Annotated in this window: 14 protein-coding genes; 13 read left to right on the top strand and 1 reads right to left on the bottom strand. The window is 67.8% G+C overall.

Annotated elements, in window-relative coordinates:
- The first annotated feature begins 6 nt into the window (after nucleotides 1-6).
- The 6 genes from ABT340_RS33935 to ABT340_RS33910 all read left to right on the top strand — a co-directional run bounded on the left by ABT340_RS33935 (nucleotide 7) and on the right by ABT340_RS33910 (nucleotide 4,726).
- Complete coding sequence (locus tag ABT340_RS33935) at nucleotides 7-768, top strand: ABC transporter permease (protein ID WP_352014978.1); 762 nt, start codon at nucleotides 7-9, stop codon at nucleotides 766-768.
- 366 nt (nucleotides 769-1,134) lie between these two features.
- Nucleotides 1,135-2,340, top strand: coding sequence for a cytochrome P450 (locus tag ABT340_RS33930; protein ID WP_352014977.1), 1,206 nt, complete (start codon nucleotides 1,135-1,137; stop codon nucleotides 2,338-2,340).
- 62 nt (nucleotides 2,341-2,402) lie between these two features.
- Nucleotides 2,403-2,909 (top strand): methylated-DNA--[protein]-cysteine S-methyltransferase, encoded by a 507-nt coding sequence (locus tag ABT340_RS33925; protein WP_352014976.1) that lies wholly within the window; start codon nucleotides 2,403-2,405, stop codon nucleotides 2,907-2,909.
- Nucleotides 2,910-2,919: 10 nt separating this feature from the next.
- On the top strand, nucleotides 2,920-3,411 hold the full coding sequence (locus tag ABT340_RS33920) for an RNA polymerase sigma factor (RefSeq protein ID WP_352014975.1): 492 nt from the start codon (nucleotides 2,920-2,922) through the stop codon (nucleotides 3,409-3,411).
- Complete coding sequence (locus ABT340_RS33915; protein ID WP_352014974.1) at nucleotides 3,408-4,007, top strand: methylated-DNA--[protein]-cysteine S-methyltransferase; 600 nt, start codon at nucleotides 3,408-3,410, stop codon at nucleotides 4,005-4,007. Before ABT340_RS33920 ends, ABT340_RS33915 begins: the two co-directional genes overlap by 4 nt.
- Entirely contained in the window at nucleotides 4,004-4,726 is a 723-nt protein-coding gene (locus tag ABT340_RS33910) for a 2OG-Fe(II) oxygenase (RefSeq protein WP_352014973.1), read from the top strand. The genes ABT340_RS33915 and ABT340_RS33910 overlap by 4 nt, the downstream gene beginning before the upstream one ends.
- A gap of 598 nt (nucleotides 4,727-5,324) precedes the next feature.
- Here the strand turns inward: ABT340_RS33910 and ABT340_RS33905 are convergent.
- Nucleotides 5,325-5,654 carry a hypothetical protein gene (locus ABT340_RS33905; protein ID WP_352014972.1) on the bottom strand — a complete coding sequence of 110 codons (330 nt, stop codon included), beginning with the start codon at nucleotides 5,652-5,654 and terminating at the stop codon, nucleotides 5,325-5,327.
- A gap of 816 nt (nucleotides 5,655-6,470) precedes the next feature.
- Between ABT340_RS33905 and ABT340_RS33900 the strand changes: the two genes are divergently transcribed.
- The 7 genes from ABT340_RS33900 to ABT340_RS33870 all read left to right on the top strand — a co-directional run bounded on the left by ABT340_RS33900 (nucleotide 6,471) and on the right by ABT340_RS33870 (nucleotide 15,428).
- A complete protein-coding gene (locus tag ABT340_RS33900) occupies nucleotides 6,471-7,643 on the top strand; it encodes a diaminopimelate decarboxylase family protein (RefSeq protein WP_352014971.1) in 1,173 nt (390 codons plus the stop codon).
- Nucleotides 7,640-8,563 carry a spermine/spermidine synthase domain-containing protein gene (locus ABT340_RS33895; RefSeq protein WP_352014970.1) on the top strand — a complete coding sequence of 308 codons (924 nt, stop codon included), beginning with the start codon at nucleotides 7,640-7,642 and terminating at the stop codon, nucleotides 8,561-8,563. The genes ABT340_RS33900 and ABT340_RS33895 overlap by 4 nt, the downstream gene beginning before the upstream one ends.
- Nucleotides 8,560-9,378: a methyltransferase domain-containing protein gene (locus ABT340_RS33890; protein ID WP_352014969.1), complete on the top strand. Its 819-nt coding sequence runs from the start codon at nucleotides 8,560-8,562 to the stop codon at nucleotides 9,376-9,378. Before ABT340_RS33895 ends, ABT340_RS33890 begins: the two co-directional genes overlap by 4 nt.
- Nucleotides 9,379-9,414: 36 nt before the next feature.
- Nucleotides 9,415-10,332: a spermine/spermidine synthase domain-containing protein gene (locus ABT340_RS33885; protein WP_352014968.1), complete on the top strand. Its 918-nt coding sequence runs from the start codon at nucleotides 9,415-9,417 to the stop codon at nucleotides 10,330-10,332.
- Nucleotides 10,333-10,380: 48 nt separating this feature from the next.
- Entirely contained in the window at nucleotides 10,381-11,388 is a 1,008-nt protein-coding gene (locus ABT340_RS33880; RefSeq protein WP_352014967.1) for a DMT family transporter, read from the top strand.
- Entirely contained in the window at nucleotides 11,385-12,113 is a 729-nt protein-coding gene (locus ABT340_RS33875) for a YggS family pyridoxal phosphate-dependent enzyme (protein ID WP_352014966.1), read from the top strand. Before ABT340_RS33880 ends, ABT340_RS33875 begins: the two co-directional genes overlap by 4 nt.
- 663 nt (nucleotides 12,114-12,776) lie before the next feature.
- Nucleotides 12,777-15,428: a type 1 periplasmic-binding domain-containing protein gene (locus ABT340_RS33870; RefSeq protein WP_352014965.1), complete on the top strand. Its 2,652-nt coding sequence runs from the start codon at nucleotides 12,777-12,779 to the stop codon at nucleotides 15,426-15,428.
- Nucleotides 15,429-15,558: the final 130 nt, after the last annotated feature.

The raw sequence follows: 15,558 nt of genomic DNA, 5'->3' as shown, positions 1-15,558 counted from the left end.
CCCCCCATGACCAGGCACTTCCTCGGCGACACCGCCGTTCTGCTGGGACGATCCCTGCGCCACGTCACCCGAAGCGTGGACACCATCATCACCACCGCGATCATGCCGGTCGCCATGATGATCATGTTCGTCTACGTGTTCGGCGGCGCGATCAAGACCGGCACCGACTCCTACGTCAACTACCTGCTGCCCGGCATCCTGCTCATCACGGTAGCCTCGGGCATCGCCTACACCGCCTTCCGGATCTTCATGGACCTCAAGAGCGGCATCTTCGAACGCTTCCAGTCCATGCCCACCGCCCGCTCGGCCGTCCTGTGGGCGCACGTGCTGACCTCCCTGGCCGCCAACATCATCTCCCTGGCCATCGTCATACTCGTCGCCCTGGCCATGGGGTTCCGCTCCAGCGCACCCGTGACGGCCTGGCTCGCCGTCGCCGGGATCCTCATCCTGTTCACCCTGGCCCTGACCTGGATCGCCGTCATCCCCGGACTGTCCGCGAAGACCGTGGAGGGCGCCAGCGCCTTCTCCTACCCGCTGATCTTCCTGCCCTTCCTCAGCTCGGCCTTCGTCCCCACCGCCACCATGCCCGGCCCGCTGCGCTTCTTCGCCGAGCACCAGCCGGTGACCTCCATCGTCAACGCCATCCGCGCCCTGTTCACCGAGCAGCCGGTCGGCACGGACATCTGGACCGCCCTGGGCTGGTGCGTCGGCATCCTCGCCGTGGCCTACCTCTTCGCGATGAACACCTACCGCCGCAAGATCGCCTAGGCCGTGTCAACGACAGGAAGGAGGGTCGCGACGCGGTTCCCCTGAGCGGGAAACAGCACCTCCCCGGCGCGTCTCGCGTCGCCGGCCGGAGAACTTCAGAAGATTCACGCGAGACGAACACCAGGCTGTGAACAGGTCCCCCGGAGCAGGATCCCTGCCCGTGTGAGTGACGAACGGCCTCCCCGCAGAAGGCGTCGATGACTCCGCCGGATGCCGATGTCTCCCTCGATGTCGTTCGCGCACCAGGCCGCCACCGGCCGGGCAGAGCACGCCCTTTCCCGCACCGCGCCCCTGGAACCGCACCGCACCGCGCCCCTGGAACCGCACGCCACCCCTGAGCCGCACCGCACCCTGGAAGGAAAGACCATGTCCGAGTCCCCCCACACCGCCATGACGATGCCGACCGCGCGTCAGTCCGGCTGTCCCTTCGACCCGCCCAAGGAGCTGACCGAGGCCCGCGAGCAGAGCCCCATCAGCCGTCTGACCTTCGCCGACGGGCACCAGGGCTGGCTGGTCACCGGCTACGACCTGACCCGTTCCATCCTGGCCGACCCGCGCTTCAGCTCCCGCAAGGAGCTCATGGTCCACCACCCGATGATCGACTACGGCGACGTCGAGGTTCCCCCGGCGCCTCCCGGCGAGTTCCTCCTCATGGACGAACCGCGGCACGGCCGCTACCGCAAGCCGCTGGTGGGCAAGTTCACCGTACGGCGGATGCGCCAGCTCACCGAGCGCGTCGAGCAGATCACCGCCGACCACCTGGACGCCATGGAACGGGCCGGGACGACGGCCGACCTGGTGACCGCGTTCGCCAAGCCCGTCCCCGCCATGGTGATCTGCGAACTCCTCGGCGTGCCGTACGAGGACCGGGACTTCTTCCAGGAGCACATCGACAACTTCCTCGGCGGAGAGGTCAGTGACGAGGTACTGATCGCCTCCTACCTCGCGGTCCAGCGGTACCTCGCGGAGCTGGTGGCCGCCAAGCGCGCCAACCCCACCGACGACGTGCTCAGCGACCTCCTCGACAGCGACCTGACCGACGAGGAGCTGAAGGGGATGGCCCTGATCCTGCTGTCGGCAGGCTTCGACACCACCGCGAACATGCTGGCGCTCGGCACCTTCGCGCTGCTGCAGAATCCGGAGCAGCTGGCCGCGCTGCGCGCCGACCCCACGCTCGTCGACCAGGCCGTCGAGGAGCTGCTGCGCTACCTCAGCGTCGTCAAGCAGTTCTACCGGGTCGCCCTTGAGGACGTCGAGGTGGGCGGCCGCATCATCACGGCGGGCACCATGGTCATCCTGGGCCTCAACACCGCCAACCGCGACCCCGAGCGTTTCCCCGACCCCCACAGGCTGGACCTCCGGCGACAGGACGGCGGGCACCTGGCCTTCAGCCACGGCATCCACCAGTGCCTGGGACAGCAGCTCGCCCGCGTCGAGATGCGTGTCGCCTTCCCCGCCCTGCTCAACCGCTTCCCCACACTGCGCCTGGCCGTACCGGCCGAGGAGGTCGCCCTGCGCCCGGAGATCGCGGACGTCTACGGGGTGAAGAGCCTCCCGGTCACCTGGTCGTGAAACCGCCGTCTCACGTTCGGGGCGTCCCGTACGTCTGCAGGGTGAGAGCGAAAGGAGCCGGTATGAACACGCGACACACCGTGGTGGACACCACCCTGGGACCGGTCACGATCGTCGCCGAGGGTGACGCGGTCACCGGCCTGTACTTCCAGCACCACACCCGCCGTCCGGCGCAGGAGACGTTCGGCGCAGTGGCCGTCGGCGACGCCCTGCTCACCGAGGCCGCCACGCAGGTGAGGGACTACCTCGCCGGCCGCAGGCAGGCGTTCGCCCTGCCGCTGCGGGCGGCCGGGGACGCCTTCCAGCAGGCGGTGTGGAGCATCCTGAACGAGATCCCGTACGGCGAGACGACGACCTACGGCCGTGTCGCGGAGCGACTCGGCGACCGTGGCCTGGCGTACCGCGTCGGCCAGGCGGTCGGCGCGAACCCGCTGTGCGTTCTCGTGCCCTGCCACCGCGTGCTCGGCGCGAACGGGAACCTCACCGGGTACGCCGGGGGACTGGGACGCAAGCGGGCCCTGCTGGAACTGGAGGAGCCCGCCCAGGTCACAGCGGGACGCCTGTTCTGATGGGATCGAGATGAAGCAGCCGTTCGAGAAGGTGGTCGCGCGGCACGGGGTGACCGTGCTGCGCGTCTGCCGCGCCCTCCTGGGCGTGCACGACGCCGACGACGCGTGGTCGGAGACGTTCCTGTCGGCCCTGCGCGCCTATCCCGACCTGCCGGAGACGGCGAACGTGGAGGCCTGGCTCGTCACCATCGCGCGCCGCAAGGCGATCGACGTCCACCGGGCCACGAGGCGGAACGCGGTCGCCGTCGAAGACCTTCCCGAGACGCCGAGCGGTCTCGGTGTCCCCGGCGGTGACGACATGGACCTGTGGGACGCGGTGGTGAAGCTGCCGGACAAGCAGCGTCAGGCCATCACCTACCGGTACCTCGCCGGGATGTCGCACGCGGAGATCGCGGCGATCCTCGGCGGCACCGCCGAGGCGGCGCGCAGAGCCGCGGCCGACGGGCTGAACACCCTCAGGAAGAGCTACCCGGGCGCTCACGCGAAAGGAGCATCCTCATGAACGACATCCTCGGCGTGCTGTCGGCGCCCGTCGACCCCGAGACGATGGCACGGCTGCACGCCCGGCTCGCGCGTGAGGCGGAGGCCGAAGGACTCGTGGACGTCGCCTACACCGTCGTCGACTCCCCGGTCGGGAGGCTGCTGCTCGCGGCGACCCCGAAGGGTCTCGTCCGGGTGGCCTACCAGAACGAGGACCACGACCGGGTGCTGGAGACGCTGGCGAGCAGGCTCAGCCCCCGCGTCCTGCACGCCCCCCGGCGGCTTGAGGCCGCCGCGCGGGAGATCGAGGAGTACTTCGGCCGCCGCAGGAGGACGTTCGACCTGCCCCTGGACCTGTCGTTGTCACGGGGGTTCCGGCAGCTCGTGCAGGAACACCTGCCGGAGATCGGCTACGGGCGGACCCTCAGCTACCGGCAGGTCGCCGAACTCGTCGGCAGTCCCAAGGCCGTCCGCGCCGTCGGCACCGCCTGCGCGACCAACCCCCTCCCCGTCGTCGTTCCCTGCCACCGGGTGCTCCGCGCCGACGGCTCCCTCGGCGGCTACATCGGCGGTCTCGACGCCAAGACCACCCTGCTGAACCTGGAGGCCGCGGCATGACGACGAGGGTCGATCCGTGGCGCGAGCGCGTCGACGCCGCCGACTGGGCCGCCGTCACGGCCGAGATCGACGAGTACGGCGGAGCCCTGCTGCCACGACTCCTCACCCCGGAGGAGACCGCCGGGTTCTGCGCGATGTTCGACCGGGACGAACTGTTCCGCAGCACGATCGACATGGGCCGGTACCGCTTCGGCGAGGGGCGGTACCGGTACTTCGCGGCGCCGTACCCGGAACCGATCGAGCGGCTGAAGCAGGCGCTCTACCCGCGGCTGCTGCCCATCGCGCGTGACTGGTGGGCCAAACTCGGCCGCCCCGCGCCGTGGCCCGACACGCTCGACGAATGGCTCGCGATGTGTCACGAGGCCGGGCAGACCAAGTCGACGGCGATCCTGCTGCGATACCAGGAGAAGGACTGGAACGCCCTGCACCGCGACCTCTACGGCGACCTCGTCTTCCCCCTCCAGGTCGTGATCAACCTCAACCGGCCCGGTGTGGACCACACGGGAGGCGAGTTCCTGCTGATGGAACAGCGTCCCCGCGCGCAGTCACGGGGGACGGCGACACTCCTGCCGCACGGACACGGCTACCTTTTCACCACCCGGGACCGCCCCGTCCGGTCGAGCCGGGGATGGTCGGCGGCGCCGGTCCGTCACGGTGTGTCCGCCATCCGCTCCGGCCTGCGCCACACCCTGGCCCTCGTCTTCCACGACGCCGCGTGAGCGCCGTGAGCCCGCGCCCGGACCTCCACGGGGCGAAGAGCCTCCCGGCCACCGGGGACGCGACGCCGATGTACGGCGCGCCCGACGAAATTCCCGAAGGCGTTTTTCAGGGAACCGTCCCGGTGGACGCCCCTACGGTCTTATTCGGGGTGACCATCGGGAGAACACGGCCTGAACGCGTGTCGAATCGCCGGCCTACCCTTGGATTCGTGTCCGGATCATTGGGCCTGACACCCGCCGACATTAAGGGCACTCGATTTGACTGATTTCTGAAAACCGCTTCTGACCGGTGGGAAAAACACGGTCAATTGAAGGTCCCGACGGCCGGGATTCTGGTTATTCCTCGCGGGTCCGGCATGGCGTTGGCCCGTGAACGGGGAGACCGGCCGGTGGGTTCCGGGGCTCGGCGGGTCGCCGGGCCCCGGACCTCGACCCCGAGGCGTTACAGGGCCAAAACTCCACAGAAGGTGCGGGCAACGGGATCAGAACCAGTTCGAAGCCGCCGTCACCTGCTACGGCCGAGGTTCACAGGACCCGTCGCGGTCCTGGACGTCTGGCTTCGTCGCCGCACTCCTCGCTGCACGTCCGGACGGATTTGTCAGGCGAACCTGACCTGGATCGGGTCGAACGCTCCCCCGGAGAATCCTGACAACGTCGACCAGGCGCCACCACTCACCCAGACGCCGTTGTGCCACGAGCATGAGCCGGGGCGGCAGTACTGGGCCTCGACCCGATAGGACAGGCTCGTCCCGGTGCACGACACCTGGGCGTACGTGCTCACGTCGGTTTGCCGGGTGCACTCGGCGTTGAGCGGGGCGTTCACCATTTTGATGGCGGTTGTGTGAACGGGGGACGCGGAGGCGGGGGTGGCCAGCGACGAGGCGGCGATGAACGCGGCGATCCCCAGACCGATGAGGCGACTTGACATGATTCTTCTCCATTCGTAAAAGACTCTGTCAAACTCTGGGATCATAACCATGTAAAAGATGAGATGTACACTCTCGTCGACCTTTCAGGCTTGGGGATGCGGCCGCTTATGTCCCACTCCAGGACTTCGGATACGGCTTGAGCCGCAGGCCTCAGGGCATTTCGACGGCGGCCCGGCCTACCGGCCGTCGTCGACGCGGGACGCGTCCTCGCGAGTGCCGGGCCCCGCGGCCGGGGTTCTCCAGGGCGTGCGGAGGCGGTGCCGAACGGACCGGGCCCGGCGCGCGCAAGGGCTCCGCCCGTGACGGCCCTCGACGACCGGATCACCACGAGTGGGTACGGGTAGCCTCCCGGGAGCCGGGAGCCGGGAGGGGTCGTGTCCGAAAACAAATAAACTCCCCTGTCCTTTTTGAATTCCGGCGACGGGCACGCGGCGAGCATTTTCTTGTTTCCAAGTAGGGATTTATCCGGCCGTTGATCGGGGAGGACGTTCGCGCGTGCGGCCCCCATATGGAATGTGTGAACTTCACTCATTGGGTGTGAAAACTTCACGAGCGAGATAGGGGAACTTCGCCGAATGCCTGGTCGTGCCGGGGAACCCCACCCGGCGGTGCGTGACCTGCGCCGATACGGAGTTATGCGGAACCTGAAAGAGGGGCCTTGACTCCCCCTTCTTGCTCGATTAGTAATAGTTACGGTCAAGTTACGCGAGCCGCCAAATAGTCACGGCCGGGTCGCGCCGCCCCCGCTGCGGGCGGAAAGCAACGGCACTCCCCTTCGTCATCCCGGTATCCGTGTTCTAAGAGGGAGAATTCTCATGCGTGACCGCCTGACCTCCGTCGTCTCCGAATTCGGCACACCGTGCTATGTGTACGACGAGAACCTGATCGACAGGAACGTCAGCCGATTCACCGGCCTGGCATACCCGGAGAAGGCGGTTCACTTCGCCTCCATGGCCAACAACAACCCCCGCCTCCTCGAACTGGTCAGGCAGCGGGGCCTGGGCATCTTCGTCAACTCCCTGAAGCACATGAAGCTGGCTCTGAACTGCGGTTTCAGCCCCAGCGAGATCATCTACACCTCGACGGGGGTGCGGCGCGAGGACCTGGCGTTCATCGTCGAGCACGGGGTGGCCGTCAACCTGGACTCGATCGGCCAGCTGCGGCTTTTCGGCGAGGTGAACCCGGGCGGACGCTGCGGTATCCGGCTGAACATCGACGAGAACTCCCTCGACAACGTCTTTATCGGCGCCGAGAGCCGTATCGGCGTCCTCGAAAGTGAATTCGAGAAGGTCATGGCCACGGCCAAGGAGTACGACATCACCATTGTCGGAACGCACGTCTACCTTGGTACGAACATTGTCTCCCTGGCGACCATGATGCAGGGGGTCAAACGCACCCTCGAACTCTCGAACCACTTCGCCGACCTCGAATACGTGGACCTGGGCGGCGGCTTCCCGGTCAGGGGCGACGACGCCATCGATTTCGACTACGCCGAGTACGACAAGAGCATCAGCGAGGTTTTCAACGCCTACTCGAAGGAGCGCGGCCGCCCGATAAAGCTCATTCTTGAGCCCGGACGCTCCCTCTTCGGGGACACCGCTGTTTTCTGCACCTCCGTGCTCGACGTGAAGGAAAGGCCGGACCGATTCCTGGTCTGCTGCGACGCCAGCGCGACCCTGCTTCCGCGGTCGATGTTCTACAACGAGTTCCACAACGTGGACGTCCTGGGCAAGAGCGGAGCCGTGCTTGAGAAGCCGGTCGACGTCGTGGGATCGACGACGTACTCCCGCGACTTCCTGGCCAAGGGCATCCACCTGCCCGCGCTGGAGCCCGGGGACGTCCTGGTCTTCGACCAGGCGGGAAGCTACTGCTACTCGATGATCACGCAGTTCCTCGGCCAGACCGAGCCGTGTGAGGTGCTGCTCGACAAGAGCGGCGAGCCCACGCTCATCCGGTCCCGTGAGCAACTGACCGGGAGCGACCGTTGACCGACGGACGCTGGTCGTTCGAGGAGATCGCCCCGGGCGAGGCTCACCGCCACCGGATCGTCGCGGAGGTCCACTCCACCAGGAGCGCCTTCCAGCACATCCAGGTGCTTGAGACCGAGAGCTACGGCCGGGGCCTCTTCCTCGACGGACGGATCCAGCACGTCGCCGCGGACGAGTACATCTACAGCGAGAGCATGGTCCACCCGGCCATGTTCCTGCTGGGGGGTTCCTGCGAGCGGGCACTGTGCATCGGGGCGGGGCCCGGCGGTGTCGTGCGCGAGCTGTTGAGATACCCCGGGGTCGGCGAGGTGGTCCAGGTGGAGATCGACACCTCGGTCATCGACGTGGCCCGCGACCACCTGCCCCACGTCGGCACCGAGCACTGGTCCGACCCCCGGGTCCGGCTCCAGATCGCGGACGTGCTGGAGTACCTCGACGACGAGCCCGGCCGGTTCGACCTCATCGTCAACGACCTGAGCGAACCGCTGCCCGGCAGCCCTGCCTCCGAGGTGTTCTCGGCGCGGAGCGTCGGCCTGATGCGGTCCAGACTCAGCGAACGCGGCCTCTACGTCTCGTGGTGCGGCTCGGTCGGCCCCCGCTCGTCGGAGATGGCCGCACGGATCGGCGCCGTGGTCGAGCGGGTCTTCCCGCACGCCTACCGCTACGTCACACACCCGCAGTCGTACGGAACGGTCTGGATGACGGTCATCGGCTCCAACCTGCCGCTCGACCCGCTGGGCACCGGAGCCGCCGAGATCGACCGCCACCTCGCGGAGCGGATGACCGGCACCCTCCGCCTCTACGACGGGATCACCCACCACCACATGTTCCACGTGCCGAAGGACGTGCGCGAGGCCGTGGCCGGCGTCGACCTCGAACAGCCGATCCAGCTTCTCGTCGACGGGAGTGCCCGGACATGAAGACCGAGAACGAGAACTTCACCGCCGTCGCCCAGCTCTACGACGAGGAGATGCCGGGCAACAACCTCGTCCACGACCTCATCTACCCCGAGGTCTACGGACAGGGCGAGTACATCGGTCAGTTCAGCGACAACAGCGCCTCCGAACTCCGGCTGATGGGTTCGGCCATGAAGCTCCCGCCGGGCGCGGCGGTGCTCGACATCGGCTGCGGCACCGCCGCCGTCGCGAGCTTCCTCGCGGGGGAGTTCCGCTGGAGGATCACCGGCATCGACGTGGCGGGAAGCCCGCTGGAGAAGGCGAGAGACCGGATCACCGCGACGGGTCAGCGGGAGGAGATCCGGCTCGTGCACGGAAACGTCTACGAGCAGGAGTTCGACGGACCCTTCGACGGAGCCTACGGAACCGGCGCGTTCTGCCACTTCGACGCCGCCAGGCTCTTCGCCCGCTGCCGTGAGCTCCTGCGGCCCGGCGGCTCGCTCGCCTTCCTCGAACGGGTCCGCACGGGGGAGCTGGACGAACGGGAGTGGCACTCGCTGACCACGGAGTGGGCCTGCCCGAGCGTCTACTCGACCGGCGAGTACGCCGACCTCCTCACCGACGCGGGCTTCGCGGTGACGGAGTGCCTCGACCTGACCGAGACCTTCCGCGACTGGCAGGACAGGTCGGTCACCGTACGGCACCGCCTCCACGACCGGATCGTCGCCCTGACCTCGCAGGAGTACTTCGAGACGAGCACCCGGCTGGCCGACTACGAGAACGCCGTCACCAAGGCGGGAAAGCTCGGCTACGCCCTCGTCGTCGCCACCGCCCGCTGACCGTCCACACCTTCGCGAACACCACAGGGGAATCCCATGCCGGCCGGACAGGTTGTCGAACCCATCACCGCCTACGAGCGGCACGTCCACGACGTCGTGACCGTGCACCGCGCCGGCCGTACCCCGGTCCAGGAGTTCGCGATCGTCGAGCTCGGCACGTACGGCCCCGCCCTCCTGCTCGACGGGCGGGTCCAGTCGACCGCGGGGGACGAGGCCCACTACCACGAGGCGCTGCTGTACCCCGCCTACGCGATGAGTGACCGGGTCGAGCGCGTGCTGGTCCTCGGCGGAGCGAACGGCGGTGTCCTGCACCGGCTGTGCGCCCTGCCCGGCCTCCGGCGGGTGGTCCAGCTCGACGTCGACGGCGAGCTGTACGAGATCACCAGGTCGATGCTTCCCCACATGCACCGGGGGGCCGACCGCGACCCCCGGTGCCGCGTCGTGTTCGGGGACCCCCGGGCCCTCGTCCGCGAGGTCCGTGAGGCAGGTGACGACTTCGACCTGGTGGTCGCCGACCTTCCCGACGCCACGGAGGGGTCGGCGACCGAACGGCTCTTCACGGCGGAGTTCTACGCCGAGGTCAGAGGTGTCCTGCGGCCCGGAGGGCTCTTCGCGACGCAGGCGGGACCCGCGCACTTCCTCGCCGCGGACTTCTTCGCCGGCACCCTGCGGACCCTGGGATCGGTCTTCCGGTACGCGACGCCGTACGCCATCTCGGTGCCCTCCTACGGAGTGCCGTGGGGGTTCGTCGTCGCCGGGGACACCGTCGATCCCGCGGGTGTGACGGAGGAGCGGGTGGCGGCGGCCATGGCGAAGGTGGACCCGAAGGCGTCCACCGTCTACGACGCCGTCACCCACCGCCACATGTTCGCGCTGGAGCGGCGGCTGCGCGAGGCGCTGGCCGACTCCGGAACAGTGGCCACGGACCGGAAGCCGATCAATGTAGTTTCGTGATCACTTCCGGCTTTCCGCACAGACGACGCGATGGAGAGATGAGACCCGATGGCAGTTCCCGGTAGGTCCTCGCTCGCCGGCACCACGGCCGCTGTCGCGACGGGGATCACCGCCAACCTCATCTGGGGCCTCGCGTTCCTGGTCCCCGTCCTGCTCAGCGCCTTCGACCCGGTGGTCATCACGCTCGGCAGGTACGTCAGCTACGGCATCCTGTCGCTGCTGATCCTCGCGGTCACCAGGACCCGGCTCCGTGGCCTCGGAAGAGACGTCTGGCTCATGGCCGTCCTGTTCGCCTTCACCGGCAACGTCGGCTACTACTTCTTCGTCGTCCAGGGCGTCGCCCTGGTCGGAGCCCCCGTCGTCACCGTGATCATCGGTACCCTCCCGGTCACCGTCGCCCTCTACGGCAACTGGCGGCACAAGGAGTTCCCCTTCGGCCGCCTCGCCCTGCCCATCGCCCTCATCGCCGCCGGGCTCGTCCTCGTCAACCTCACCGAGGCCGGTTGGTCGGGCACCGGAGACCGGCCGCTCGCCGCCCAGCTCGCCGGCGCGGGCTGCGCCCTCCTCGCCCTGCTGATGTGGACCTGGTACGGCGTCGCCAACGCGGCCTTCCTCAAGACCCACCCGGAGATGTCCTCGGGGCGGTGGTCGACCCTCATCGGCGTGGTGACCCTCGTCATGGCACTGCTGGCCAGCCCACTGCTGCTGCTCGGCGCCTCCGCCTCCCCCGCCCCCGGCACCGGTGGGGCGAGGGACTCGGTGGCCTGGCTGATAGCGGGCAGCCTCATCCTGGGCGTCATGGTCTCCTGGGTCGGCACCCTGCTGTGGAACAGGGCCTCCCACCAGCTCCCGGTCTCGGTCTCCGGACAGCTCATCGTCTTCGAGACGATCTCCGGGCTCGCCTACGTCTTCCTCGCCGAACGCCGTCTGCCGCCTCCCGTCGAGATCGTGGGCATCGCCGTCGTCATCATCGGTGTCCTGATCGGCATCCGGCGGTCGATGCGTCAGGCCGTCCGCGAGCCCGTCGGCCACCTCAACGATGGGAAGGACCGATGAACTCCGAAGAACTGCTCGTCAGGCTGACCGCGATCCGGGACAGGGTGACCGTCGCGGCCGAGAAGTCCGGCCGGAACGGCGAGGAGGTGACCGTCATCGCGGTCACCAAGACCCATCCGGCCACGACCGTCGCCCACCTGTACGGCACCGGCGTGACCGATCTCGGGGAGAACCGGATCCAGGAGGCCTCCACCAAGATCGACGAACTGGGCCACGACCCCTGGCGCTGGCACCTCATCGGGTCCCTGCAGTCCAACAAGGCGGCCCAGGCGGTGCGGATGTTCGACGTCGTCCACTCCGTCGACACCCTGAAGCTCGCCCGGCGTCTCGACCGGGTCCTCGCCGACGATCCCGAGCGGGGCCCGATGCGGATCCTGCTCCAGGTCAACGTCGCCGACGAGGCGAGCAAGTCCGGTTTCGACCTCCGCGGCCCCGGTGACGGGGAGAGATGGGAACGGTTCCTCGGCGTCGTCCGTGAGATCGCGGCGCTGCCCAACCTGGTGCCGTGCGGCCTCATGACGGTCGCCCCCCTGGTGGACGACCCGGAACAGGTCCGTCCCTGCTTCCGGGCTCTCGCCCGCATCAGGGACGCGCTGCGCGAGCACGTGCCGGACCGCGACTGGCGTGAGCTGTCGATGGGCATGTCCAACGACTTCGAGATCGCCGTCGAGGAGGGTGCCACCCTGGTGCGGATCGGCAGGGCCATCCTGGGGGCCCGGAGCTGACGGGGGCACACCCGTGCGGCGGAATCGCTTCCCGTTGGCGTGAAAAAGCAGATGAACATTCCTACCCTATCGGACTTACCGTCAAATAACGCAGGGTATAGCGAAATTAACGCTTTGCATGTGATCCATGGTGGTTTGGTGTTAAATTCAGCCATGGCGAGGTGGTGACTCGCTCTCAGTGATTTCGTTACGCCTGAAGGGCTGAAACGATCATGAGTGATAATTCGGCTGATTTTTCGAGACAGGTTCCGACGGCGATCGGGAGTGAAGAGAAGGACTTCGGCGTCACGGCGGGGCGGGGGGCGCGCTGCCGCGGTGTGTCTCCGGAACGGCTCTGATCAGGCGCAATACATCTGAGGTGCCGTGATCGCGGTCGTCGGCCAGAACGGCACCGGTTCTCAGGCGGTGTTACGGGAGCGGACAGGCGAACTTCCGGGATCGATGCGGATCCGGCTGTACGGGGCGGCGCCCTGTCGGGGCAGGCGGGCGCCATTGGCAGGCGGACACCGAACGCCGGAGCCGTCACGCCTTTCCCCTGATATTTCGGGATGCGCCATGAATGTTCCTCACGATCCATCCGATATTCCGGTTTTCCCTGGCGCCGGATATCTCCTGCGATTGATCGCCAGGCTCGCTCGCCGGCCGAGACGTGGTGAATGTCCGGTGCCCGACAGTCACAGAGGGGTGAGGCAGGGCAGAGAAGGGCTTCCGATCGTCTACGTCGTCGGTGCCGAGAAGCACACGAAACTCTCCCACGGTCTCGCCCACTTCCTGCGTGAGGCCGATCCACGCCGGGTGCCGTACGGCCTGTGCGTCTTCTCCGACCGGGCGTTGGGCTCGGAACGTGAGTCCGTCGAGGTCACGCGCGCCGCGTTGGCGGAACTGGCGCAGGCGTTCGGCCGCGATGTCAACGGCCGTGACGGCAAGGTGCGGTTCCGCAGGTTCGGCCTGGTCAACTGGCTCCTGCAACAGAGCGACGCGGACGCCGTGGACGGCCACACACCGACGCTCCTGCGCAGGCTTCGGGAACGTGAGATCCGCCGCAGGGGGGTGTTCGGGTTCCTGCGCTCACCCCAGGCGGAATTCGCCGTGGGCGAGGTGCCCTGGTGGCTACGGCTGCTCTGCCTGTACGTCTTCCCCCTCGCCTGGTTCAGGATACGTCTCGGGCTCGGCGGAGAGTATCGATGGCTGCTTCGCCAGCCGTACCTCTCACCGGCCGATCCGGGCACGTTCATCGGTTTCGCGGAAAAGCTGACGGGCCCGAACAAGGACGTCGAGAACATCGAGCAGCTCCGCAAACTCATGGCGAACGCGTTCATGGAGGACCTGCGGGTCGCCTACCGCCGTCGGTTCTGGCGTCCCAGAGCCGCGCGGCGCATGGCGTACTGCGTGGCGATATTCGACGGGACGACTTCCGAGAACGGGGGCGACACGCTCCTGGAGACCGTCATCGACGTCCGCATCGACACAGGGGCCTTCGACCCCCTCCTCGTCATAGCGTGCGACACGGCGGTGCCGGAACCGGGGTCGCGCCTTTACGGCTACTGGGGCGACAACCGGCTCTGGACCCTCGACGACCGGCGTTATGACGGCTGGCGTGACGGCTTCCTGCGCCACGCCCGCGCCAGGACACACGATTCCTGGTACCTCCCGCTGCTCGTTCCCGACCCGATGTCGCCGACCGAAACGGGATACGACTTCATCCGCCAGAAAGAGGTCGCCCAGGACGCGCGGCTACGTGTTCCGGCGCCGCCTCTGTGGGCGCGCCGTTCGACCGGCAGGATGCTCGCCGCCGCCGTGGCCCTGGTGCTGGCCGGTGCCGGTGTCAGACAGTGGTACGCCATCCAGGACTACCAGAGCGCCCACTGCGGGCTGGACGTGTTCGCCGCCGACTCCGGCACGGTCCAGACCATGCCCACAGGTGAGTGCGTCGGCGTCTCGCGGTACGGATTCTCCTTCCAGACCTCGGACGGAAAGCTGAAGGCGACCCTCCAGACAGTCAACGAGCTGAACCGCGAGGCCGACGAGCTGCACAAGCAGGACCCGAAACGCCCCCTGATCACGCTCGTTCACCTGTCGGCGTTGTTCAGCACCACCGACAGATCCCCACGGGCACGGGCCTACGTGCGCGAGGCCCTGCAGGGGGCGGCCAGCGCGCAGTCACGTCAACTCCGCAGGTCCGGTCCCGTAGAGCCCATAGTCCGCATCTATCCGGCGAACGCGGGGTCGGGAATGAGGTACGGCCCCCAGGTCGCCGAGATCCTGGCGCGCCTCAAGGAGAAGGACCCCACGATTCTCGGCGTGACCGGCCTCGACCAGAGCAGGGACGCCACCAGCCGGACGATCCGCGCCCTGACCAAGGTCGGGCTCCCCGCGGTGGGCACGATCCTCTCTGCGGACACCCTCATCCGCCAGTCGCCCATGTACTTCCAGATCTCGCCGCAGAACAGGCGTGAGGCCGAGGTCGCCGCGGCGTACGCGGGCCGCCTTCGCTACAGAACAGGGGAGAAAATAGACCGCAAGGTTCGCATACTTTATTCCGACGATCCGATGGACATCTACAGCGACAACCTGAAGGACGACGTCGAGAAGAGCTTCAAGGAGATCGGTTTCGCCACCGAGGTCATTCCGTACTCCACTCCGAGCGTGGACTCCAGCAGGATCTCCGCCGGGCTGATCGACCTGGGAAGACAGGCGTGTCACTACTCAGGGCTGATCTTCTTCGCCGGACGCGCGGAGGACTTCGAGTCGATGCTGGGCGGCGTCAACGAGGCCTGCAACTCAGAACCGCCCACCATTCTCGGTGGCGACGACGTGGCTCGCCTGGCCGCCGACGCCGAACGCCGGAAGAACTTTCCCGGAATCTCCTACGACTTTCTCGACTTCGCGCTCGACGCCGCACGCTGCGACAGCACCAGCGAGCTCTACGCCGAGCTGGCGGAGCTGTTCCCCGACGAGTGCAGTCAGCTGGAGAGCTCCTCGCTGGACGGGCACGCCGCGATCGCTTTCGACGCCGTCAGGCTCTACGTCAACGCCGTCAGGCAGCTGAAGGAGGAGTTCCTGGACATGCCGCTGACGTCGGCGACGATCTGGCACGCCATCAGCGGCGTCTACGGAGACAAGGCGCTCGACGGAGAAAGCGGCATGATCGACTTCGGCGGTGACGTCGACCGTCAGGTCCCGCTGGACAAGCTCATCTCCGTTCAGCGCGTCGACGGCTTCGGCCGACCGGCGCAGGTGGGGTTCTGCGGCCGGGTCGGCGGCCTGAAACAGGCGTCGTGGTGCCCCGCCCTGGAGGTCGGCCCCGTCCGGTGACCCGACGTCAGGCGGCGGGCCGGGCCAGGCCTGCCCGGCGACTCCACCGGCGACGCGGTGCCGTACGGCCCGCCGGTCCGCACAGGGTGCGGACCCGGGCGCGACCGCCTCCGCGCCACCGAACGGTTCC

The organism is Streptosporangium sp. NPDC000239 (assembly GCF_040300765.1).
In the GTDB taxonomy this organism is placed as follows: domain Bacteria; phylum Actinomycetota; class Actinomycetes; order Streptosporangiales; family Streptosporangiaceae; genus Streptosporangium.
This window is presented reverse-complemented; position numbering and strand designations above follow the sequence as displayed.

Coding starts and splice junctions, on each gene's coding strand:
- ABT340_RS33875 (WP_352014966.1), top strand. CDS start 11,385: ATGAACTCCGAAGAACTGCTCGTCAGGCTGACCGCGATCCGGGACAGG.
- ABT340_RS33910 (WP_352014973.1), top strand. CDS start 4,004: ATGACGACGAGGGTCGATCCGTGGCGCGAGCGCGTCGACGCCGCCGAC.
- ABT340_RS33930 (WP_352014977.1), top strand. CDS start 1,135: ATGTCCGAGTCCCCCCACACCGCCATGACGATGCCGACCGCGCGTCAG.
- ABT340_RS33920 (WP_352014975.1), top strand. CDS start 2,920: ATGAAGCAGCCGTTCGAGAAGGTGGTCGCGCGGCACGGGGTGACCGTG.
- ABT340_RS33880 (WP_352014967.1), top strand. CDS start 10,381: ATGGCAGTTCCCGGTAGGTCCTCGCTCGCCGGCACCACGGCCGCTGTC.
- ABT340_RS33935 (WP_352014978.1), top strand. CDS start 7: ATGACCAGGCACTTCCTCGGCGACACCGCCGTTCTGCTGGGACGATCC.
- ABT340_RS33925 (WP_352014976.1), top strand. CDS start 2,403: ATGAACACGCGACACACCGTGGTGGACACCACCCTGGGACCGGTCACG.
- ABT340_RS33885 (WP_352014968.1), top strand. CDS start 9,415: ATGCCGGCCGGACAGGTTGTCGAACCCATCACCGCCTACGAGCGGCAC.
- ABT340_RS33900 (WP_352014971.1), top strand. CDS start 6,471: ATGCGTGACCGCCTGACCTCCGTCGTCTCCGAATTCGGCACACCGTGC.
- ABT340_RS33915 (WP_352014974.1), top strand. CDS start 3,408: ATGAACGACATCCTCGGCGTGCTGTCGGCGCCCGTCGACCCCGAGACG.
- ABT340_RS33905 (WP_352014972.1), bottom strand. CDS start 5,654: ATGTCAAGTCGCCTCATCGGTCTGGGGATCGCCGCGTTCATCGCCGCC.
- ABT340_RS33890 (WP_352014969.1), top strand. CDS start 8,560: ATGAAGACCGAGAACGAGAACTTCACCGCCGTCGCCCAGCTCTACGAC.